13 protein-coding genes and 1 tRNA gene are annotated in these 17,432 nt (G+C 67.1%); 5 read left to right on the forward strand and 9 right to left on the reverse strand.

All coding sequences use genetic code 11. From position 1 onward, the window contains the following. The first annotated feature begins 51 nt into the window (after window positions 1–51). From QP512_RS19080 to QP512_RS19090, 3 genes are read left to right on the forward strand one after another with little or no spacing between them, the layout of a single operon-like run. A complete protein-coding gene (locus QP512_RS19080) occupies window positions 52–879 on the forward strand; it encodes an AraC family transcriptional regulator (RefSeq protein ID WP_286070253.1) in 828 nt (275 codons plus the stop codon). 13 nt (window positions 880–892) lie between these two features. Next, window positions 893–1,972, forward strand: coding sequence for an alpha/beta fold hydrolase (locus QP512_RS19085; RefSeq protein WP_286070254.1), 1,080 nt, complete (start codon window positions 893–895; stop codon window positions 1,970–1,972). A 54-nt stretch (window positions 1,973–2,026) separates the two neighbouring features. Further along, a complete protein-coding gene (locus QP512_RS19090; RefSeq protein WP_286070255.1) occupies window positions 2,027–2,698 on the forward strand; it encodes a VOC family protein in 672 nt (223 codons plus the stop codon). A gap of 9 nt (window positions 2,699–2,707) precedes the next feature. On the opposite strand, the gene QP512_RS19095 is transcribed toward QP512_RS19090, so the two are convergent. Together QP512_RS19095 and QP512_RS19100 are read right to left on the reverse strand one after the other, a co-directional pair. After that, on the reverse strand, window positions 2,708–4,555 hold the full coding sequence (locus QP512_RS19095) for a M3 family metallopeptidase (protein WP_286070256.1): 1,848 nt from the start codon (window positions 4,553–4,555) through the stop codon (window positions 2,708–2,710). Window positions 4,556–4,628: 73 nt separating this feature from the next. Beyond that, on the reverse strand, window positions 4,629–5,135 hold the full coding sequence (locus tag QP512_RS19100; protein ID WP_286070257.1) for a hypothetical protein: 507 nt from the start codon (window positions 5,133–5,135) through the stop codon (window positions 4,629–4,631). An 82-nt stretch (window positions 5,136–5,217) separates the two neighbouring features. Between QP512_RS19100 and QP512_RS19105 the strand changes: the two genes are divergently transcribed. Then, on the forward strand, window positions 5,218–5,844 hold the full coding sequence (locus QP512_RS19105; protein WP_286070258.1) for a YiiX/YebB-like N1pC/P60 family cysteine hydrolase: 627 nt from the start codon (window positions 5,218–5,220) through the stop codon (window positions 5,842–5,844). 54 nt (window positions 5,845–5,898) lie between these two features. Here the strand turns inward: QP512_RS19105 and QP512_RS19110 are convergent, their stop codons facing one another. The 3 genes from QP512_RS19110 to ubiA form a co-directional block, all read right to left on the reverse strand. Next, entirely contained in the window at window positions 5,899–6,060 is a 162-nt protein-coding gene (locus QP512_RS19110) for a hypothetical protein (RefSeq protein ID WP_010482135.1), read from the reverse strand. 274 nt (window positions 6,061–6,334) lie between these two features. Beyond that, on the reverse strand, window positions 6,335–7,756 hold the full coding sequence (locus tag QP512_RS19115) for a TIGR00366 family protein (RefSeq protein WP_286070259.1): 1,422 nt from the start codon (window positions 7,754–7,756) through the stop codon (window positions 6,335–6,337). A 176-nt stretch (window positions 7,757–7,932) separates the two neighbouring features. Continuing rightward, window positions 7,933–8,826, reverse strand: coding sequence for a 4-hydroxybenzoate octaprenyltransferase (ubiA, locus tag QP512_RS19120; protein ID WP_111178112.1), 894 nt, complete (start codon window positions 8,824–8,826; stop codon window positions 7,933–7,935). A 150-nt stretch (window positions 8,827–8,976) separates the two neighbouring features. Here ubiA and QP512_RS19125 point away from each other — a divergent pair. Beyond that, window positions 8,977–9,053, forward strand: a tRNA-Arg gene (locus QP512_RS19125). Between the two features lie 29 nt (window positions 9,054–9,082). On the opposite strand, the gene QP512_RS19130 is transcribed toward QP512_RS19125, so the two are convergent. The 4 genes from QP512_RS19130 to QP512_RS19145 all read right to left on the reverse strand — a co-directional run bounded on the left by QP512_RS19130 (window position 9,083) and on the right by QP512_RS19145 (window position 17,393). Beyond that, the gene (locus tag QP512_RS19130; RefSeq protein WP_286070260.1) at window positions 9,083–9,421 is read right to left on the reverse strand and encodes a hypothetical protein; all 339 of its coding nucleotides are present in this window, start codon (window positions 9,419–9,421) and stop codon (window positions 9,083–9,085) included. A 94-nt stretch (window positions 9,422–9,515) separates the two neighbouring features. Further along, entirely contained in the window at window positions 9,516–10,871 is a 1,356-nt protein-coding gene (locus tag QP512_RS19135) for a Gfo/Idh/MocA family oxidoreductase (protein WP_286070261.1), read from the reverse strand. Window positions 10,872–10,936: 65 nt separating this feature from the next. Beyond that, the gene (locus tag QP512_RS19140) at window positions 10,937–13,912 is read right to left on the reverse strand and encodes a TonB-dependent receptor (RefSeq protein WP_286070262.1); all 2,976 of its coding nucleotides are present in this window, start codon (window positions 13,910–13,912) and stop codon (window positions 10,937–10,939) included. A 121-nt stretch (window positions 13,913–14,033) separates the two neighbouring features. Continuing rightward, a complete protein-coding gene (locus QP512_RS19145) occupies window positions 14,034–17,393 on the reverse strand; it encodes a TIM-barrel domain-containing protein (RefSeq protein WP_286070263.1) in 3,360 nt (1,119 codons plus the stop codon). Between the last annotated feature and the right edge of the window lie 39 nt (window positions 17,394–17,432).

Below are 17,432 nucleotides of genomic sequence, written 5' to 3' on the forward strand. Positions count from 1 at the left end.
CGCGCCCGCTGATCGGCTACTGTGCCCGCATTGGAACTGGGGGACGGCAGGATGAGCGCGGCGGGCAAGGCGTTGTGGTACATCGAGACCCATGCGGAGCAGCCGTTGGCACTGGCTGATATCGCGGCAGCGGCCGGGCTGTCGCCGTTCCACCTGTCGCGCCTGTTCCAGGCCCGTACCGGCACCTCGGTGATGCGCTACCTGCGTGGACGGCGACTGACCGCTGCCGCGCAGCGCCTGGCCAGCGGCGCGGGCGACATCCTGCAGGTGGCGCTGGGCGCCGGCTACACCACCCACGCCGCGTTCACCCGCGCCTTCTGCGAGCAGTTCGGGCAGACGCCCGAGCGGGTGCGTGAGCAGGGCACCGGTGGACTGGCCCTGGTGCAGGCGATCCGCGTGGACGATGCGCCGGCGGCCTGCGGTGAGGCACCACGCCTGCTCGACACCCCTGCGTTCCAGGTGGCCGGGATCGGCAGGCGCCACACGCGCGACAGCGGCGGTGCGATTCCCGGGCAGTGGGCACAGCTCAATCGCGAATGGCCGGCGCCGGCCCCGATCAGTTTCGGTGTGTGCTGCAACAGTGATGACGACGGTGGCTTCGACTATGTCGCCGCGCTGCCGGTCGGTTCACTTCGCCATGTGCCTGCGCACTGGCAGCGCGTGGATGTACCCGGGCGGCGCTACCTGGTGGCTTGGCATGGTGGGCACATCTCGGCCATCCGCTCCACCTGGTTCTGGCTGCTGGACCATTACCTGCCCGGCTCCGGCCTTACCCTCGCGGAGGCACCGGACCTGGAGCGCTACGACACCCGCTTCGATGAGCACACCGGCAACGGCGGCGTGGAGATCTGGTTGCCGGTGGACGAATGCCCCTGCTGACATGGAGTTGAAGATGCGCATGACCACGGCGATGACCGGCTTGCTGCTGATGGCAGCGGCGTCCTCCGCCCACGCAGATGGCAGCTGGACAGCCGGCGAGCGCCATGGCACCACGACGGTGGCCAGTGCCGCCGTGCGCGACGCAGCGCAGCGCGACGCGCTTCGCTACACGGTCTGGTATCCGGCACCGGCCAGCAGCCGGGAGACTGCGCTGACCATCGGCCCACCCGACGCGCCGCTTTTCGACGTCGGCCGGTCGGCCAAGGATGCACCGGTCGCGGGTGATCGCCTGCCCACGCTGCTGCTGTCACACGGCAACGGCGGCAGTGCACGCATGATGGGCTGGTTGGGCACGGCGCTGGCGCGGGAAGGCTATCTGGTGATCGCGGTGGATCATCCCGGCAACAACGGTGCCGACGAGATGACGCTGACCGGCAGCATGCTGAGCTGGCTGCGCGCGGACGATCTGCGCACCGCGTTGGCGGCGGTGAAGGCCGATCCGAATCTGGGACCCCATGTCGACGCTGGACGACTGGGCGTGGTCGGCTTCTCCGCCGGCGGTTACACGGCGCTGCTGGCCGCTGGCGCACGCCCCGACTTGCAACGACTGCTGGCGTTCTGTCGCGCGCATCCAGATGACGGCGTGTGCCAACCACAGCAGGAAGCGGCCACGCACACAATGGAAGCACGCCTGGCCGCTGCGTCTTCGCCCGCGCTCGCTCCCTGGATCGCCGAGGCCGACAGGTCACGCGCGATTCCCGGTGTGCGGGCCGTGTTCCTGCTGGCTCCAGCCATCGTGCAGGCATTCGCGCCTGAACAGCTGTCCTCCTTGCAGCAGCCGGTGTCGATCCTGCTGGGCGACGCGGACAAGGTTGCCCCACCGGCGAGCAATGGCGACGCTGCGCAGGCAGTGATTCCGGGTGCGACGCTGACACGCCTGCCAGATGTTGGCCACTACGATTTCCTGTCCGAGTGCACTGCGCCCGGCCGGCAACGACTGGCGGCGCTGTGCAGCACCGCCGTGCCGAAGGCGCAGACCCACGCACAGGCGATTGATGCGACAGAACGTTTCTTCGGCGACGCTCTGCGCTAGTGGCCGATTGGCAGGGTGCAGCGCTACAGTGGATGCATACAGGGAGGATGGGCCATGCGTCTGCTGCACCTCACGCTGCCGGTTTCCGATGTGGTCGCGGTCGCTGCGTATTTCCACGACGTGCTGCAACAGCGCGTTGTCGGCCACCATGTACACATCGGCTGGAGCACGATTCAACTGCAACCGGCCGAGGGGCGACCAGTCGGTGGCGTGCACCTGGCCTTCAATGTACCGGACAACCGTTTCGGCGAAGCGATGGCCTGGTTGCGCGAACGCACGCCCCTGCAGCGCAATCCTGCCGGGCTGGACTACTTCGCGCTGGAAAGCAGCTGGCAGTCGCAGTCGGTGTACTTCACCGGGCCTGACGGCCTGATCCTGGAACTGATCGGTCGTCGCCGTCTGCCCACCAGCACGCGCGAAGGCGTGTTCCATGGCAGTGAACTGACCTGCCTCAGCGAAGTCGGCCTGCCCAGCCACGATGTCGATGCAGTGCGCGAGCAGGCCAGCCAGCGCTTCGGCCTGCAACCGATCAGTCCGCCTTCGCCGCAGTTCGCACCGATGGGCGATGACGAGGGTCTGCTGATCGTGGTCGCCGCGGAGAGGCGCTGGTTCCCCGAGCAGAAAGATCTACCCAATGGACGGGGGCTGACGCTGCAGGTGGGCGACGTGACCGGCCGAGGGGAGCTGCGCGACGAGGCGCAGGGCTGGCAGGTAGCGGCGATCTGACACGGCGCGCTACGGCGCGGACAGGTTCTGCGCCACTTCGATCCGCGCATGCAATGCCTGCAACTGCGCAACCGCCTGGTTGAACACCTGCAGATCGGCATCCACCAGGGCCGTCCAGTCCGGCGTGTGCCCCAGCAGCTGCGCCACCTGTTCGTTCGGCGCGCGGTCGAAGCCTTCACCCAGCACGGACAGATAGCGCTGGCGGAACCCTTCCGGATCGCGCTGGTCCTGTACATAGAGCTGCACCGCCAGCAGCCCCGCATACAGGTAGTTCACCAGATAGTTCGGGTCGTCATACATCAGGCGCTTGGCGATCCAGCTGTTGCGCAGCTGCGGGTAGCGCTCCGGCTGCTGGCCGAAGCGCGCCAGCACCTGGCCGGTCAGCTCATCCAGATCGTCGGCCGTGCCCAGCGTGCCGGCGGCAACGCCCCGATAGATCGACTGCTCCAGCTGCGCTTCCTCGGACGAGGTGAACAGTTGCAGCACCATGTCGTCCAGCAGCGACTTCAGGTAATAGGCCTTGGCCCGCGGGTCCTGTGCCTGCTGGTACAGCTGGTCACGGAAACGCAGCTCGTTGTAGATGGCGAACGCCTCGGTCAGCCATGGGCTGCCATTGCGCTGCAACGGCGAGGCATGGCCACGCTGCATCCACTCACCATGCAGGGCGTGCCCGGCTTCGTGCGCGATCTCGACATCGCTCTCCAGATCACCACTGCGCACGCCAACGAACAACATCGCGGGTGTACCGGGGGCGTTCAACGGGAATGCATCCTGGCTCCGGTCACCACGTTCGGTGGCCAGGTCCACGCGGTGGCTGGCCGGATCAAGCAACGCGCGCAGCTCGGCGACGTACGCCGGCCCCAGGTGCTGCATGGCGTCGGCGGCGGTGTCGCGCAGCTGCGCCAGCGACAGCACCGGCGGCGCGTAACCGGCATCAGGCACCGTGGTATCCCAGATCTGCGGCGCGTCGATGCCAGCGCGCGCGGCGTGGCGCAGCAGCATGTCCTGGTAGGCGCTTCGATCTCCTGCATGGAGTTCGATCGCCAGCAACGTTGCGTCTACTGTTGATGCTTCCACGCCCATGTGCTGATAGCCGCGTGCCGGCGCCGGACCGTCCCCCTGCAGGCGCGAGGCGGCGTCGTTCACCTGCACCAGGCCCAGCAGCACCGAGGCCATCGGTTCGCGGCGCGATTGCAGGCCTTGCCAGTACCCCTTCCAGCCCGCCTCGCGCAGGGCACGGTCTGGATGCCGGGCCAGCGCCTGCCTGTCGCGCCCCGTATCCCAGCGCCGCCCATCGCGCTCGACCTGCGGGTACGCGGCCGTGCGCAGGATCTGCCCGCGCAGGCGCGCGAAACTGTCCAGCGCCGGATCCGCCAATGCATCCACCGCTTCATCCAGCGTGGCATTGGCTGGGGCGGCGGCCTCCTTCACTGCGCGCGTGCGCAGGAAGGCATACGGTGCGGCCCAGGCTGCGTCCGCAGGCGCCTCGCGCAGCGCGGCGCGACCGGTGCGGGCAATGCGGCTGCACAGCCCCATCACCTGGTCCAGTGCCTGCGCCGGTCGATGATCGCGCGCATTGCGGGCGGCCTGCAGGTGCAGGTAGCTGTGGTGGCGCAGGCACTGCGCCTCCATGGTTTCGGCCTGCTGGAAGCGTTCCGCGGGCGCCATGCCGGCAGCGTGCTGCAGAACGTCCGCCTGCCTGCCCAGCGCATCACGCGCGCTCTGTTCCGCCGCGGCGCTGGCGAAGTAGACGCGATCGTCGGCGTGCAGCGAGTGCGCATGCAGGCTGGTGAAAGGCACCATCGCCAGCAGTGTGGCAATGGCGGTGGTGGTGGTACGCATCGTGCGAATCTGCATCGGCCTCTCCCTGCCTGGTTCAGGCCTCGAGCGTAGCAGCCGCTCCGCCACCGTGCCTGTGCCGGATCAGGCCTCAGATCGACTCATCCTCACGCTTGACCAAGGTCCAGCACGGTACCTGCGCGAAGGTATAGGTCTGCTGGTCGCTGCTGTCCGGGGTACGGATCTGCACCTGCCGCTGGCCATCGGCCAGCGTGTTGACCTGCAGCTCGCGGCCCTGCCCGGCCAGTGCGGCGGGATCCGGCATCACCGGCCACTCGACATCGGCCAGCGCCAGCCGGCTTTCCACCTTGCGCGGTTCCGGCTCGGCCTCAGCATCGATATAGCTGTCCAGCAGTGGATCGGCAGTGGCCTTTTCCTGCAGCGTGATCTCATTCCCGAAGTGCTTCAGGAAGGCATCGAATTCCGGGTAGGGGCATTCATTGCGCGCAGGCACCGGAGCCGGCGTGGCCGCTGCGGCCGTGGTGGCCGGCGCAGCGGGTTCGGGATCGACGGGCATGGCCTGCGGCGCGGGCTTGCAGGCAGTCACTGCCACGCTGCAGGCGAGCATCAGCATGACGAGAGAGGGGTATCGACGCATGGGCTCATCCTGAATCCGGTTCGGTCGCCCCATGCTATCGCGCACCCTACAATTCCGGCATTCCGCCTGTCCGAGACTGTCCATGCATCGCCTCCTGCTCCTGATCGGCCTGCTGCTGCCCGCCCTGTGGCCGGCCGTGGCGAGGGCCGTCGATGTCCACGAAGGCGACCTGCTGTTCGTGACCGCCGGCCGCAGCGGCCTGAGCGCGGCCATCGACGATGCCACCGGCAAGCAGGGTTCGACCAGTTTCGATCACGTGGCCCTGGTGGCTTCGGCGCCGAAGGGCTGGGAGGTGCTGCATGCGGACGAGGAGGGATCGCGCCGGCAGTCGCTGGCCGAGTTCCGCCAGGACGCGCGTGCCAAGCAGCGGCAGATCGTGGTCTATCGCCTGCGTGCGCCGCAGCAGGCCGCCATCAAGGATGCTGTCGCGACCGCGCGCACGATGCTGGGCAAACCCTACAACACGGCGTATGTATTGAACGAGGACAGCTACTACTGCTCCGACTTCATCGAACGCGCGTTCCGTGCGCACCACGTGTTCCAGCTGCAGCCGATGAACTTCCGCAACGTGCAGACCGGGCAGATCGCCCAGCACTGGATTGATCTGTACCGCGGCATGGGCATGGAGGTCCCACAGGACCAGCCCGGCACCAACCCGAACGACATGTCCGCGGCACCGGTACTGCAACGCATCGGCGTGCTGGAGTAAGCGAAGCCCCGCACGGGGCGGGGCTTCATCGGTCACGTTGCACACGCAACGCGGTCATTCTTCTTCGTCGTGGCCGCCCTGCTGCTGGTTCTGGTTGCGCTTCTGCTGTTCCTGCTGCTGTTGCTGCTGCTGGTCGCGGCCACGGCCCTGCTGCTGATCCTGCTGGTTCTGCTGGCCCTGCTGCTTCTGGTTCGGGTTCTGGTTCTGCTGTGCCATGTCCGTTCTCCGAAAGCCACTCGCGGAATGCGGTGGACGGGGCCATCGTCTGCAGCGATTGGTTAATCACGCGTGGGTGGCCGGCTACATTCGTGTGTACGACTGTGAATGAACCCGCGCAGACCCTTGCGGCACAAGCGCCTGAAGGATTCATGCAGGTTCGGCATATGCTCATGCCGTGGTCAGCACGGCGCGCATTCATGGCACTCGCTGGCGGAAACACGCGCTGAAGGTGGCTGGCTTACCGGGGCGCGAAGGGAAGCCCGCCCTGCATTCAGGGCATCACCGGCGGCACATACACCAGGGTCATGCCCAGCAACCACAACAGGCCCAGCACCAGCGGAATGTGCACCAGCAGCTGGATGAAGGTGAAGCCGACGATGTCGCGTGCCTTCAGGCCGAGCACGCCCAACAGCGGCAGCATCCAGAACGGATTGATCAGGTTCGGCAACGCCTCGGCGGCGTTGTAGACCTGCACCGCCCAGCCCAGGTGCGCCTTCAGTTCGTTGGCGGCCTGCATCACGTAGGGCGCCTCGATGATCCATTTGCCTCCACCAGAGGGCACGAAGAAGCCCAGCACCGCCGAATAGACCCCCATCACCAGCGCGAAGCTGTCGGTGCTGGCCACGTGCACGAACAGGCTCGACAGGCGGTGCGCCAGCGTCTGGCCATCACCGCCGGCCGCGTGGGTGAGGATCATCGCGATGCCGCCGTACAGCGGGAACTGGATCAGCACGCCGGTGGTGCTCGGTACTGCCTTGGCCACCGCGTTGAGGAAGCTGCGCGGCCGCCAGTGCAGCAGCAGGCCCAGCGAAATGAACAGGAAGTTGTAGGTGTTGAGGTTGGCGATGGCGGTGACCACCGGCTTGCTGGCGAACTCGTTGAACAGCCAGCCGAACGCCAGCAGCGAGAGCAGCACGGTCAGCAGCGGGCTGTATTCCAGCCATTCGCCCGGGCGCGTGCGCTGCAGTGGCTCCGGTTCGGCCTGCGCGGCACCGGGGAAGTCTTCGGCGGTACGAGCGCTGCCGGCGGCCGGCGCCGTCAGCCAGGCGATCAGCAGCGAGACCAGGATCAGCACCGCGGTCAGCGCGATCGACTGCCACAGGAAAATGGTTTCGGTGAACGGCAGCACGCCAGTGATTTCGACCAGCCCGGGCGGCATGCTGGCCGGGTTGGCCTGCAGCTGTGCGGCCGACGAACTCAGCCCCATCGCCCACACCGCGCCCAGCCCCAGATAGGCCGAAGCACCGGCCGCGCGGTAGTCCATGCGCAACTCGGTACGGCGGGCCAGCGCGCGCACCAGCAGGCCGCCAAACACCAGCGAGAAGCCCCAGCTGAGCAACGAGGCCAGCATGCTGACCAGGCCCACGTACACCACCGCACCACGGCCGGTGCGCGGCACCCGGGCCAGGAAGTCGATGAAGCGCGCGACCACTGGCGCGGTCGCCACGGCGTAGCCACCGATGACCACGAAGGCCATCTGCATGGTGAAGGGAATCAGGCTCCAGAAGCCGTCGCCGAAGGCACTGGCGGTGGCCTGCGGAGTCGAGCCGAAGCTCATCGCAGCAAGTGCGACGATGACCACGCCCAGCACCGCGAACACGTACGCATCGGGGAACCATTTTTCCGCCCAGGCGGCCGAGCGCAACGCTGCGCGCGCCATCCAGCCGTCCTGTACTGCTGCCGTCGAGGCCATCGCCTACCCTCCCAGGTTCGATCGCCCGATTCTGGGCGGTAGGGTGCGGGCTGTCTGCCACCTATTGGTCGTAGATGGCGACAGGCCCGGCGCTGTGCGACGCCGCCCGGGCATGGGCTCGGGCGCTACAGAAGCACTGTCAGCTGTAGGGCCGAGCCCACGCTCGACTGCGCGTCTCAACGCAGCGCCAGGTCCACCGCGATGCCGGCAAACAGCGCGGCACCCACCCAGTTGTTGTGCAGGAATGCCTTGAAGCAGGGACCGCGCTCGCGGTTGCGGCAGATCCAGAACTCGTAGACCACCAGCACCGTGGCCACGGCCACGCCAGCCAGGTAGTAACCGCCCAGCCCGCCGCGCACGCCGACCAGCGCCATGGTGGCCAGGAACAGCGCGTACAGCACGCCCTGGATGACCAGATCGAGATCACCGAACAGGATCGCGGTGGAGTGCGAGCCCATCTTCAGGTCGTCCTCGCGGTCGACCATCGCGTACCAGGTGTCGTAGGCGGTGGACCACAGGATGTTGCCGGCGTACAGCAGCCAACCCAGCATCGGCACCTCGCCCTGCACGGCGGCGAAGGCCATCGGGATGCCCCAGCCGAACGACATGCCCAGGTAGACCTGTGGCAGATGGGTGTAGCGCTTCAGGTAGGGATAGCTGGCGGCCAGGAACACGCCGATGAAGCTCAGGCCGATGGTCAGCCCGTTCAGGGTCAGTACCAGGCCAAACGCCACCAGCATCAGCACCGCGAACAGCGCCAGTGCGGCGCGGCCACTGATCGCACCGGTGGCCAGCGGGCGCGCCTTGGTCCGCTCCACATGCGGGTCGAGCCAGCGGTCGGCGTAGTCGTTGATGACGCATCCGGCCGAGCGGGTCAGCCACACGCCGGCGGTGAAAACGAACAGGGTCCACAGCGGCGGCAGGCCGCCCGCGGCCAGCCACAACGCCCACCAGGTGGGCCACAGCAGCAGCAACGTGCCGATCGGGCGATCAGCGCGCATCAGACTCCAGTAATGCCGCCAACGCGGCGTCGCCGGCGACTGCGGCGAAATGAGGGGGGTATCAGCCATGGCGATAGGATACTCCTGCCCCTCCGGCGGGGCTTTGCCCGGCGGGGGGAGATTTGTTCGGCGAAACTGGATAGAATGCCCGTCCCGCACCGCCTCATGGCGCTGCGATGCCCGCCCCGGCTCAGGTCGACGGCGCGGCGGTTCTACAACGCGCCCGTAGCTCAGCCGGATAGAGTAGTGGCTTCCGAAGCCATTGGTCGGGGGTTCGAATCCCTCCGGGCGCGCCATCTTCCCCAGCTCCGCCCCGTTCCTGCACCTAGGGCATACGTCGAGCGTAGCTTCGATTCGGATCCGGTGTGGCGCGGCAGATCCGGCTGCGTGCGTGCCTGATCATGCCGGGCAGCCAGCACAGCACCGCCGCCAGCCAGAACCATCGACCCAAGGTGGAGGCCCAGATCAAGGGAAATACAGCCAGCGTGGCGATGAACTGTGCGTACAGCAGATAGAGCGTGTGCATGCCCAGACGTGGGTCCGAGCGCAGCACCACACCACACCCGCGGCAGGCCGTCCTCGCTTGGCGTTTCCCTGCGGAGTGCAGTGGAAACCGCTGGCCTGCGGCGGCGCAGAGCGGGCAGGTGAAGGTCATCAATCGCATGCGCTGTCTGCCCTTACACATCCTGATGGATGCCAAAGCATACGGCGGATGCAGCAACGCCGGGCAAGGCCCGGCGTTGCCGTTGGTGTGCAGATCAGTATCTGCCGTCGAACGCAAAAATCGGCTTGCGCTGCTTCCACGCACCAGCGGTAAAGTCCGGGAACTCCAGCGTCTGGAAACCGTTGGCGATCGACTGCTCGCTCAGCGGCGTGATCGCACTCCAGGTCACCGCATCGTAGATGTCGATCGGCATCGGCGCCTTGGCCTTCAGCGCTTCAACAAAGGCATGGATGACGAACCAGTCCATGCCACCGTGGCCGGCGCTGGCGGCGGTGTCGGCATTCTGCTTCCACAGCGGGTGCTCGTATTCGTCCTGGTACTTCTTGAACTCTTCCCACTGGTGCGGCGGGCTGCGGCCTTCGATGTGGATCGAGTGGTTCACGTCCATCCACAGGCCCTTGGTGCCCTGCACACGGAAGCCCATCGAGTACGGGCGCGGCAGCGAGGTGTCGTGCTGCAGCAGGATGGTCTCGCCGTTCTCGCAGGCCAGCGTGGTGGTCACAATATCGCCCAGCTTGAACTTCACCTTGGTGCTGGGGTGGGTGGTGCCGCCGCTCTTGGCCACGGTGTATTCGTGCAGGCCGCGTGCCTTGGTCGCGAAGGCGTTGATGTGGGTGAAGCGGTTGCCACGGTTGATGCCGGTGTACATCGCGCACGGGCCGATGCCGTGGCTGGGGTACAGCTCGCCGTTGCGCTCCACCGAATGCTCGGTGCGCCAGCGTGCTTCGCTCCAGCCCTTCGGCCCGAATTCCACGCCGCTGTCGTAGGGCTGGTTCGGGTCGCCGGAATTGAACTTCACGCCGCGCAGGTCGTGCTGGTAGCCGGCCTGCAGGTGTACCAGTTCGCCGAACAGGCCCTGGCGCACCATCTGCAGCGCCGCCATCACGTCGCGGCGGTAGCAGACATTCTCCAGCAGCATGTACGGGGTGCCGGTGCTCAGCTGGGTCTTCAGCACGTCCCAGTGGTCCTGCAGGGTGATGCCGGCCACCACTTCGCAGCCCACGGCCACGCCGGCCTGCATCGCGGCAATCGCCATCGGCGCGTGGTACTCCCACGGCGTGGCGATGATCACGCCATCGATCCCCTTCTGTTCCAGCAGGCGCTTCCACGCATTGGTGTCGCGGTCCTGGCCGTAGGTCTTCGGGGCCGGCTTGCCGGCCTTGGCCACCATCTCCATGGCACGGCCGAGCATGATCGGTTCGATGTCGCACAGGGCGACCACCTCGACGTCGTCGCGGCGCACCAGCTCCTTCAGCAGCACCAGGCCACGCATGCCGGTACCGATCATGGCCAGGCGCACCGTGCGCCCGCGCGCCCATGCCGGGGTCTGCGGCAGCAGGCTGCTGGCGGCGACAGCGGCACTGGCCGCGATGAATTCCCTACGCTTCATGGCAAACATCTCTCCTCTTGGCAGCGAGCCGGCCGTAGCCGGCCCGCCGGGTCACGCAAACGGAATTACTTGAAACGGTAGCCGATGGTCACACTGTAACCACGGCCGAAGATGGTGGCGTAGTCACTGGAGTCACCCAGGAAGCTGTTCGGATCGTAGAACGGCAGGCGATTGAACAGGTTCTTGACGGTGAAGCTCAGGTTCCAGGCATCATCCGGACGCCAGGTGACGCTCATGTTGGCGGTCCACCACGACGGCGCACCATCACACTTGCTCTTCTGCAGGGCCAGGTAGCCGCCGGTGCAGGTTTCCTTGTTGTTGCTTGCCTCATCGACCTGGTCGGTGGCCCACTTGGTGCCGCCCACGTAGTTGACGAACATGCTGGTGGTCACCTGCTTGTAGGTCCAGTCGGCATTGAGCGTGGCACGCAGGCGCGGGTTGTTGTAGTAGCCGACCACGTCGCCGTAGTACCAGCCGTTCTCGGCGTCCATGTAGAAGCGGTTGCGGTTGGCGATGGTGGCGGCCAGACCGATGTTCAGGTTGCCCCAGTCACCCAGCGAGAAGCGGCTGCGCGCGTCGATGTCGAAGCCGTCGATCAGCGTCTTGCCACGGTTCTTGTACTGGCCCACCACGCTGGCCACGTTGCCGGCCGAGTAGCCCGGCAGCACCGACGGGCAGCTCACGCCACTGGCCGGGTCGGCACACATTGCAGCCAGCTGCGCCAGGTTGGCGCGGTCGCTGTCGGTGATCGGCGAGCGCGACATCGAGATGATGTCTTCCATGCGGCGGTAGTCCGGCGCAACGATTTCATTGTTGCGGTAGATGAACCAGTAGTCGGCCGACACCGACAGCCAGGTGGCCGGCTCGTAGACGAAGCCGAGGGTGGCGATCTTGGCCTTCTCCGGCTTCAGGTTCTTGTTCGGCTGGGTCATGCGGGCCACGGTGCGGCTGCAATCGACGTTCAGCAGGTTCTTGCCCAGGTCGACATCGCCCGGACGCTGCGAGCGCAGCAGCAGGTTGGCGATGGCGTTGGTCTCGTTGCAGCGCAGCTCGTCGCGGTAGCCACCCAGCTGCGCGAACACGCCGCCGTTGCCGGATTCGGCCAGGCTCGGTGCACGGAAACCGGTCGAGTAGGTACCGCGCAGCATCAGCTGGTCGAAGGCCTGGTACTTGAAGCCGATCTTCGGTGCCACGTTGGCGCTGAAGTTCGGGTACTTGTCCACGCGCACCGCCGCATCCAGTTCCAGCTTGTCGGTGATCGGCGCCACGGTCTCGGCAAACAGCGCGTAGGTGTTGCGCTTGCCATCGAACCACGAACCACCCTGCTGGGTGATCAGGCCGTTGGCGGCGTCGGCGTTGCCCGGGGTGTAGAAGGTTTCGCGGCTGGCGTTGAAGCCGAAGGCCGCACGCATCTCACCGGCAGGCAGCTGGAACAGCGGGCCTTCGATCTTGCCGTCGAGGGTGTGCAGGCGGGTCCACGACTGGATGTCGAAGGTCGGGAACGCTTCGCGGATCAGCGCGGCGTTGGCTTCACTGATCTCGCCGAACTTGTACGCCGGGTGGTCGGAGATGATGACCCGGCCGGTGCCCGGATCGATCGTGTACGGACCGAAGGCCTTCTCGAAGCCCTTGGTGTTGACGTTGATCGTCTGGTAGGTGGTGGAGTGGGTACCGGCGCTGGCAAACGCGGTCTCCCAGTTCCAGTCACCGCGGCTGCCACGCGCACCGGCCAGCACGCGGTAGCTCTTGTCGGTGTTGCGCTGGCCGAAGTAGCTCGGGCCGGCATCCTGCAGCAGGTAGGTCAGGCCGACCACGCCGCCCATCATTGCCTTCATCTGCGCGCTGGCGTGGTTGTACTCGTTGTTCGGGCCCAGGAACGGGTACAGGAACTGGTTGACGGTGTTGCCGGTGTTGCGCGAGAACCAGCTGGTCGGGTTGCCGGTGGTGGTGCCGTAGGTGCGCGGCGTACCGCCGTTGGCGCGCAGGTCGATGTCGGTGTAGGTCGCCTCGGCGAAGATCTCGGTGCTGTCACCCACCAGGAAAGTGCCGTTGAGGTAGGCGGTATTGCGCTCGGACTTGGCACCGGCATCGATCTCGTTGTTCATCCAGGTTTCCCAGACGCAACGCGGGCCGGCCGCTTCACTGGTCAGCACGTTCTTGCAGCCCGGCGCAGCTTCCTGCACACGGCGGCCGGTGACCGGATCGAAGGCGAAGTAGCTGCCCGGGTTGAACTCGCCCGGCTTGCTGCCCACGCCCAGGCGCAGGTTGTTGAGGTAGTTCGGGTTGTTGACGTAGTACTGGTCGGGGCGCTTGTCGTAGAAGTCGCTCAGCGGAATCGCGTCGCGGCGGTACATGTTCACCGCGCCGTAGATGTTGAAGCGGTTTTCGGCCAGGTCACCGAAACCGGCGGTGATGCTGGCCTGGCGCTCGCCGTAGGAGTCGATGCGCGAGGAGGTGTCGTTGGTGAAGCTGACCTCGGCACCCTGGAAGTTGCGCTTGGTGATCACGTTGATCACGCCGGCCACCGCGTCGGTGCCGTACACCGCCGAGGCGCCGTCGGTCAGCACTTCCATGCGCTCGATGGCCGCGGCCGGAATCGCATCGATGTTGACGAACTGGGTCTGGAAGCCGGCCGGTGCGCCGTAGTACGACAGGCGACGACCGTTCAGCAGCACCAGCGTGCCCTGCGCGCCCAAGCCACGCAGGTTGGCCTGCGAAGCACCATCGGAACCGGTGAACAGCGAACGCGCGTCCTGCTGCGCTGGACGTGCGGCTGGGAGGTTGTCCAGCACCTGCAGCAACGTGCGCGCACCCATGTTCTGGATGTCCTGCTTGCTGATCACCTGTACCGGGGAGGCGGTTTCAACGTCGGTGCGGCGGATGTTGGAGCCGGTGACCTCGATGCGGGCAAGGTCGGTGGCCTTGTCCTTGCTCTCATGGGCGAAGGCAGGAACGGCGACCGACAGCAGCACGCCGGCGATGGCCAGCGACAGCGGAGCGATCGAACGACAGGGGGGGCGGTGGTGGCGGACGGGCAACATCGGGGTTCTCTCCTGGCAGGGGTGCGGCGCGAATGGTGAATCGGCGGGCAAAACGCTCCCGGGCCACGGCCATGAGGGCCGTAGTCGGAATGGGCGGGGGAGGAGCGGTGTTACGAGGGGGTCATGGGGCGACGATGCTGGCGGAGTCGCCCTCCTGGCCGATCAGCACGGCGTTGGCCCAGTTGGCACAGACCTGGGCGGGTTGGCTGCCCTGCGCACCCAGCGTGCGCAGGCTCAGGCTGGAAAGGCCACGGATGTCCAGCTCCGGCTTGACCACGCCGGGTGCCTTCACCAGGCCGCTGTCGTACAGCAGGCGGTTGTCACCCCAGACCTGGAACTGCAGGCCACCGGCGCTGCGGCAGGCATCGTCGATGCCTAGGTCGGCACGCAGCAGGTGCCAGCCGCCCTGCAGGCGCAGGTCGATGCGGCTGTTGGCGCCGACGCCCAGGCCACGGCGGAACTGCAGGCCGTTCATGCGCATGCCGGCGTCGCCACGGAACGACTGGTCGGCGCGCACCTGGCTGGCCAGCGCGGCCGGCACCGGCAGCTCGGAGAGATAGCGCTGCCGGGCCGGTCGCTCCGGTTCCTGGTGTTCGAGGATGTGGAAGGTGGACAGTGCGATCGGGCCGACGTCGCGCGGCTGCAGCGCATCAAAGGCGCGGGCACTGCCCTGTGCGGCCGTGACCATCGGGTCGGTGCTGCTGGCGCCGTCGCCTTCGGGGTTCTGCACGCTCAGCACGCGGAAGCGCAGCAGGCGGCCGGCATGGGCCGGGAACGCGATGCGCTGCACGCCTTCCTTCAACTGCAGGCGGCCGCGGGCGATCGGCTCGCCCCACTCGCCATTGCTGTCACCCAGGTACACCTCGTAGTCGCGTACCTGGCCGTGTTTCCAGTTCTTGTCATTGCGCGGCGCAATGTCGATGCCATCGATCATCCTGCGCTCGCCCAACCCGATCACCCATTCGTGGGCACCGGTGCGCACGGCCTGGTTGCGCACACTGCGGAACCAGGTGCCGGGGTCATCATCGAAGGCGTTTTCCAGCGCGTGGCCGGGCTCTTCGGCCGGGCGGTTGACCACCAGCAGGCTGTCGGCCGGCAGTTCGCGGCCGAGCACCGGTGCCGCCGGATAGGCGTCGTCGGCAGCGGCGGCGGCGACCGCGAAGTCCAGCTGCAGCTGCAGCGGCTGGCGGATGTCCTGGCTGGCGGTGCGCACATGCAGCGTGCCGCGTCGTTCAGCGGCATCGAAGTACCAGCCTTCAGCCGCAGCGTTGAACGCAGCGGCATCAGCCAGCGCCGGCAGCGGGCGGCCGGCGGCCTGCACCGCACGCGGCGCCTGGCGGCTGAGCACGCGCAGGCTGTAGCGGCGCTGCGGCAGCTGGCCGTTGTACTGGCCCTGCACCGCATCGATCTGCACCTGCACCGGGCCACTGCCCTGCGCTGGCGCCTGCACGCGGATCACCTGCGTGCTCGACTCGCCCTGCTGGTAGCGGCGCGTGTTGCCATCGTCTTCGTACAGCGTGTACTGCGACTCGCCCTGCGGGTACAGGTCGAAGGTCACTTCATCGAGCGGCTTCTCACCGTCGAACAGCATCGACGGGTACATCGGCAGGATGGCTCCTGCACGCACGAACACCGGCAGCGTGGCCAGGTCCACCTGGCGGTCGAGCTGGCGGCCATCGGCGCCAGCCTGCACACGGCGGCCATCCCAGTAGTCGATCCATCCACCGGCCGGCAGGTGGATGTCGCGACGCCAGCCACGGCTGGCGGCCTGGCTGCGGTACACCGGCGCTACCAGCAGGTCGCGACCGAGCAGGAACTGGTACTTGTAGGTTTCATCCTGCGCGTGCGGGTCGCGCGGGTTGTCCCACATCAGGCCACGCACCGGCGGCGCACCGGTCTGCGCGGCCTCGTGCACCAGCCCGTACATGTACGGGGTCAGGCGCATCTTCAACTTCAGGTAATCGCGGTTGATGCTGCGGTAGGGCTCGTCGTACCACCACGGATGCTTGCGTGCGTTCGACGACCAGCCGCTCATGCCCATCAGCACCGGGGTGAACGCCTTCCACTGCAGGTCGCGGGTGAAGGTCTCGGCGCTGCCGCCGAAGATCGCATCCACATCGCCGCTGGCGTAGGCCATGCCGGACAGGCCCGACCCGACCAGGGTCGGCACGTGCCAGCGGATGTAATCCCAGCTGCTGCTCTGGTCGCCGGTCCAGGCCACCGCATAGCGCTGGATGCCGGCCCAGCCCATCACCGTCCACAGGAACGGGCGCGAATCGGAATTGTCGAGGATGCCGTTGAACGCCTGGCGGTTGGCGTCCATCGCGAACTGGTAGCCCTTGCCGGTCCAGGCCACGTCCAGCTTCTGCACGCGGCTGCCGGCCTTGCCGACTTCCCAGGCGATCTTGTCGACACCGTTCTCGGTCCAAAGGCCGGTGCGGAAGCCGTAACCGGCCAGGCCTTTCACGGTTTCCGGCAGCTGCTTGTAGCCACAGCCATAGCCATCGTTGGGCAGGATCCAGCCACCGGGCATGTCGTGGGCGCGGTACTGCTTGGCCACGCTGTCGATCACGTCGGGCGTGGTGCCGGTCGGGCCGTCGCTCCAGCCTTCGGGCACGGTGCCGGGCTTCTTGCTGTTGTCGCCGTCGTTGTAGCAATCGGCGTCGCCGTAGGACAGCGCCCAGCGCGCGACCATGTTCGGGCGGCCGGTCAGTTGGGTGTAGCGCTCGATCAGTTTCGGCAGATCGGCGCCGACGAAGTAATAGGCATCGAAGCGGTCTTCGCGATGCAGCAGCGTGGCCTGGTCGCTCTGGCGCAGGTCGTAGCTGCCATCGCTCCAGGTATTGCGCAGCATGCCCCAGCCACGGCTGCTCAGCAGCATCGGCGCCGGGCTGGGGCGGTCGCCCTCTTCCCAGCCGCCGGAATAGGACACGTCCAGCTCGCGGCCCTTGAACTGGTAGCGGCCGTTCTGCTGGCCACCGCCGAAGTAGCTTTCATCGGCCTGCGAGGACAGCACCTGCACGCTCTGCGAGGCATCCAGGTCCAGCGACTGAAGCTCCTGCCACAGGGCGGTCGGCTGGCCGTTGTCCAGGCGCTCCAGGCGCATGCGCAGCGGCTGACGCTGTACGTGCAGCACCAGTGCCTCGGTCCGCACGCGGACCTCCTGCGCGTCTTCTTCCAGCTTCGCCTGCACGTTGGCCTTGGGCTGCGGCAGCACGATCGGTGCAGCCTTGTCGCCGGCACCGGTCAGCGTGCCATTGCGGCCTGCCTGCACGCGGATGATGTCGGCGGCCGGCAGTTCGATGCGGATGCGCGCGCCCTTGTCGGTCTGCAGGTCCCAGCCCTGCACGCCGTCGCGGCTGGCGCTGGCGGCAACCGAACGCAGATTGCCGACCGGCTCGGCATGGGCCGACGTGGACGCCAGCATCAACGCCGGCAACAAGGCCAGCAGCAGCGGCGAGCGACGAACGCAGTTTTCCACGCGGACTCCCAACCCGTTCACCGGGCGTTTCGAAAGCGA

The sequence above is a fragment of the Stenotrophomonas sp. 57 genome (assembly GCF_030291075.1).
Lineage (GTDB): Bacteria > Pseudomonadota > Gammaproteobacteria > Xanthomonadales > Xanthomonadaceae > Stenotrophomonas.

Excerpts from the sequence above, each read along its gene's own strand:
- QP512_RS19105 (WP_286070258.1), top strand. The coding sequence starts at position 5,218 with ATGCATCGCCTCCTGCTCCTGATCGGCCTGCTGCTGCCCGCCCTGTGG.
- QP512_RS19100 (WP_286070257.1), bottom strand. The coding sequence starts at position 5,135 with ATGCGTCGATACCCCTCTCTCGTCATGCTGATGCTCGCCTGCAGCGTG.
- QP512_RS19130 (WP_286070260.1), bottom strand. The coding sequence starts at position 9,421 with ATGCGATTGATGACCTTCACCTGCCCGCTCTGCGCCGCCGCAGGCCAG.
- QP512_RS19140 (WP_286070262.1), bottom strand. The coding sequence starts at position 13,912 with ATGTTGCCCGTCCGCCACCACCGCCCCCCCTGTCGTTCGATCGCTCCG.
- ubiA (WP_111178112.1), bottom strand. The coding sequence starts at position 8,826 with ATGGCTGATACCCCCCTCATTTCGCCGCAGTCGCCGGCGACGCCGCGT.
- QP512_RS19110 (WP_010482135.1), bottom strand. The coding sequence starts at position 6,060 with ATGGCACAGCAGAACCAGAACCCGAACCAGAAGCAGCAGGGCCAGCAG.
- QP512_RS19135 (WP_286070261.1), bottom strand. The coding sequence starts at position 10,871 with ATGAAGCGTAGGGAATTCATCGCGGCCAGTGCCGCTGTCGCCGCCAGC.
- QP512_RS19115 (WP_286070259.1), bottom strand. The coding sequence starts at position 7,756 with ATGGCCTCGACGGCAGCAGTACAGGACGGCTGGATGGCGCGCGCAGCG.
- QP512_RS19085 (WP_286070254.1), top strand. The coding sequence starts at position 893 with ATGCGCATGACCACGGCGATGACCGGCTTGCTGCTGATGGCAGCGGCG.
- QP512_RS19095 (WP_286070256.1), bottom strand. The coding sequence starts at position 4,555 with ATGCAGATTCGCACGATGCGTACCACCACCACCGCCATTGCCACACTG.
- QP512_RS19090 (WP_286070255.1), top strand. The coding sequence starts at position 2,027 with ATGCGTCTGCTGCACCTCACGCTGCCGGTTTCCGATGTGGTCGCGGTC.
- QP512_RS19080 (WP_286070253.1), top strand. The coding sequence starts at position 52 with ATGAGCGCGGCGGGCAAGGCGTTGTGGTACATCGAGACCCATGCGGAG.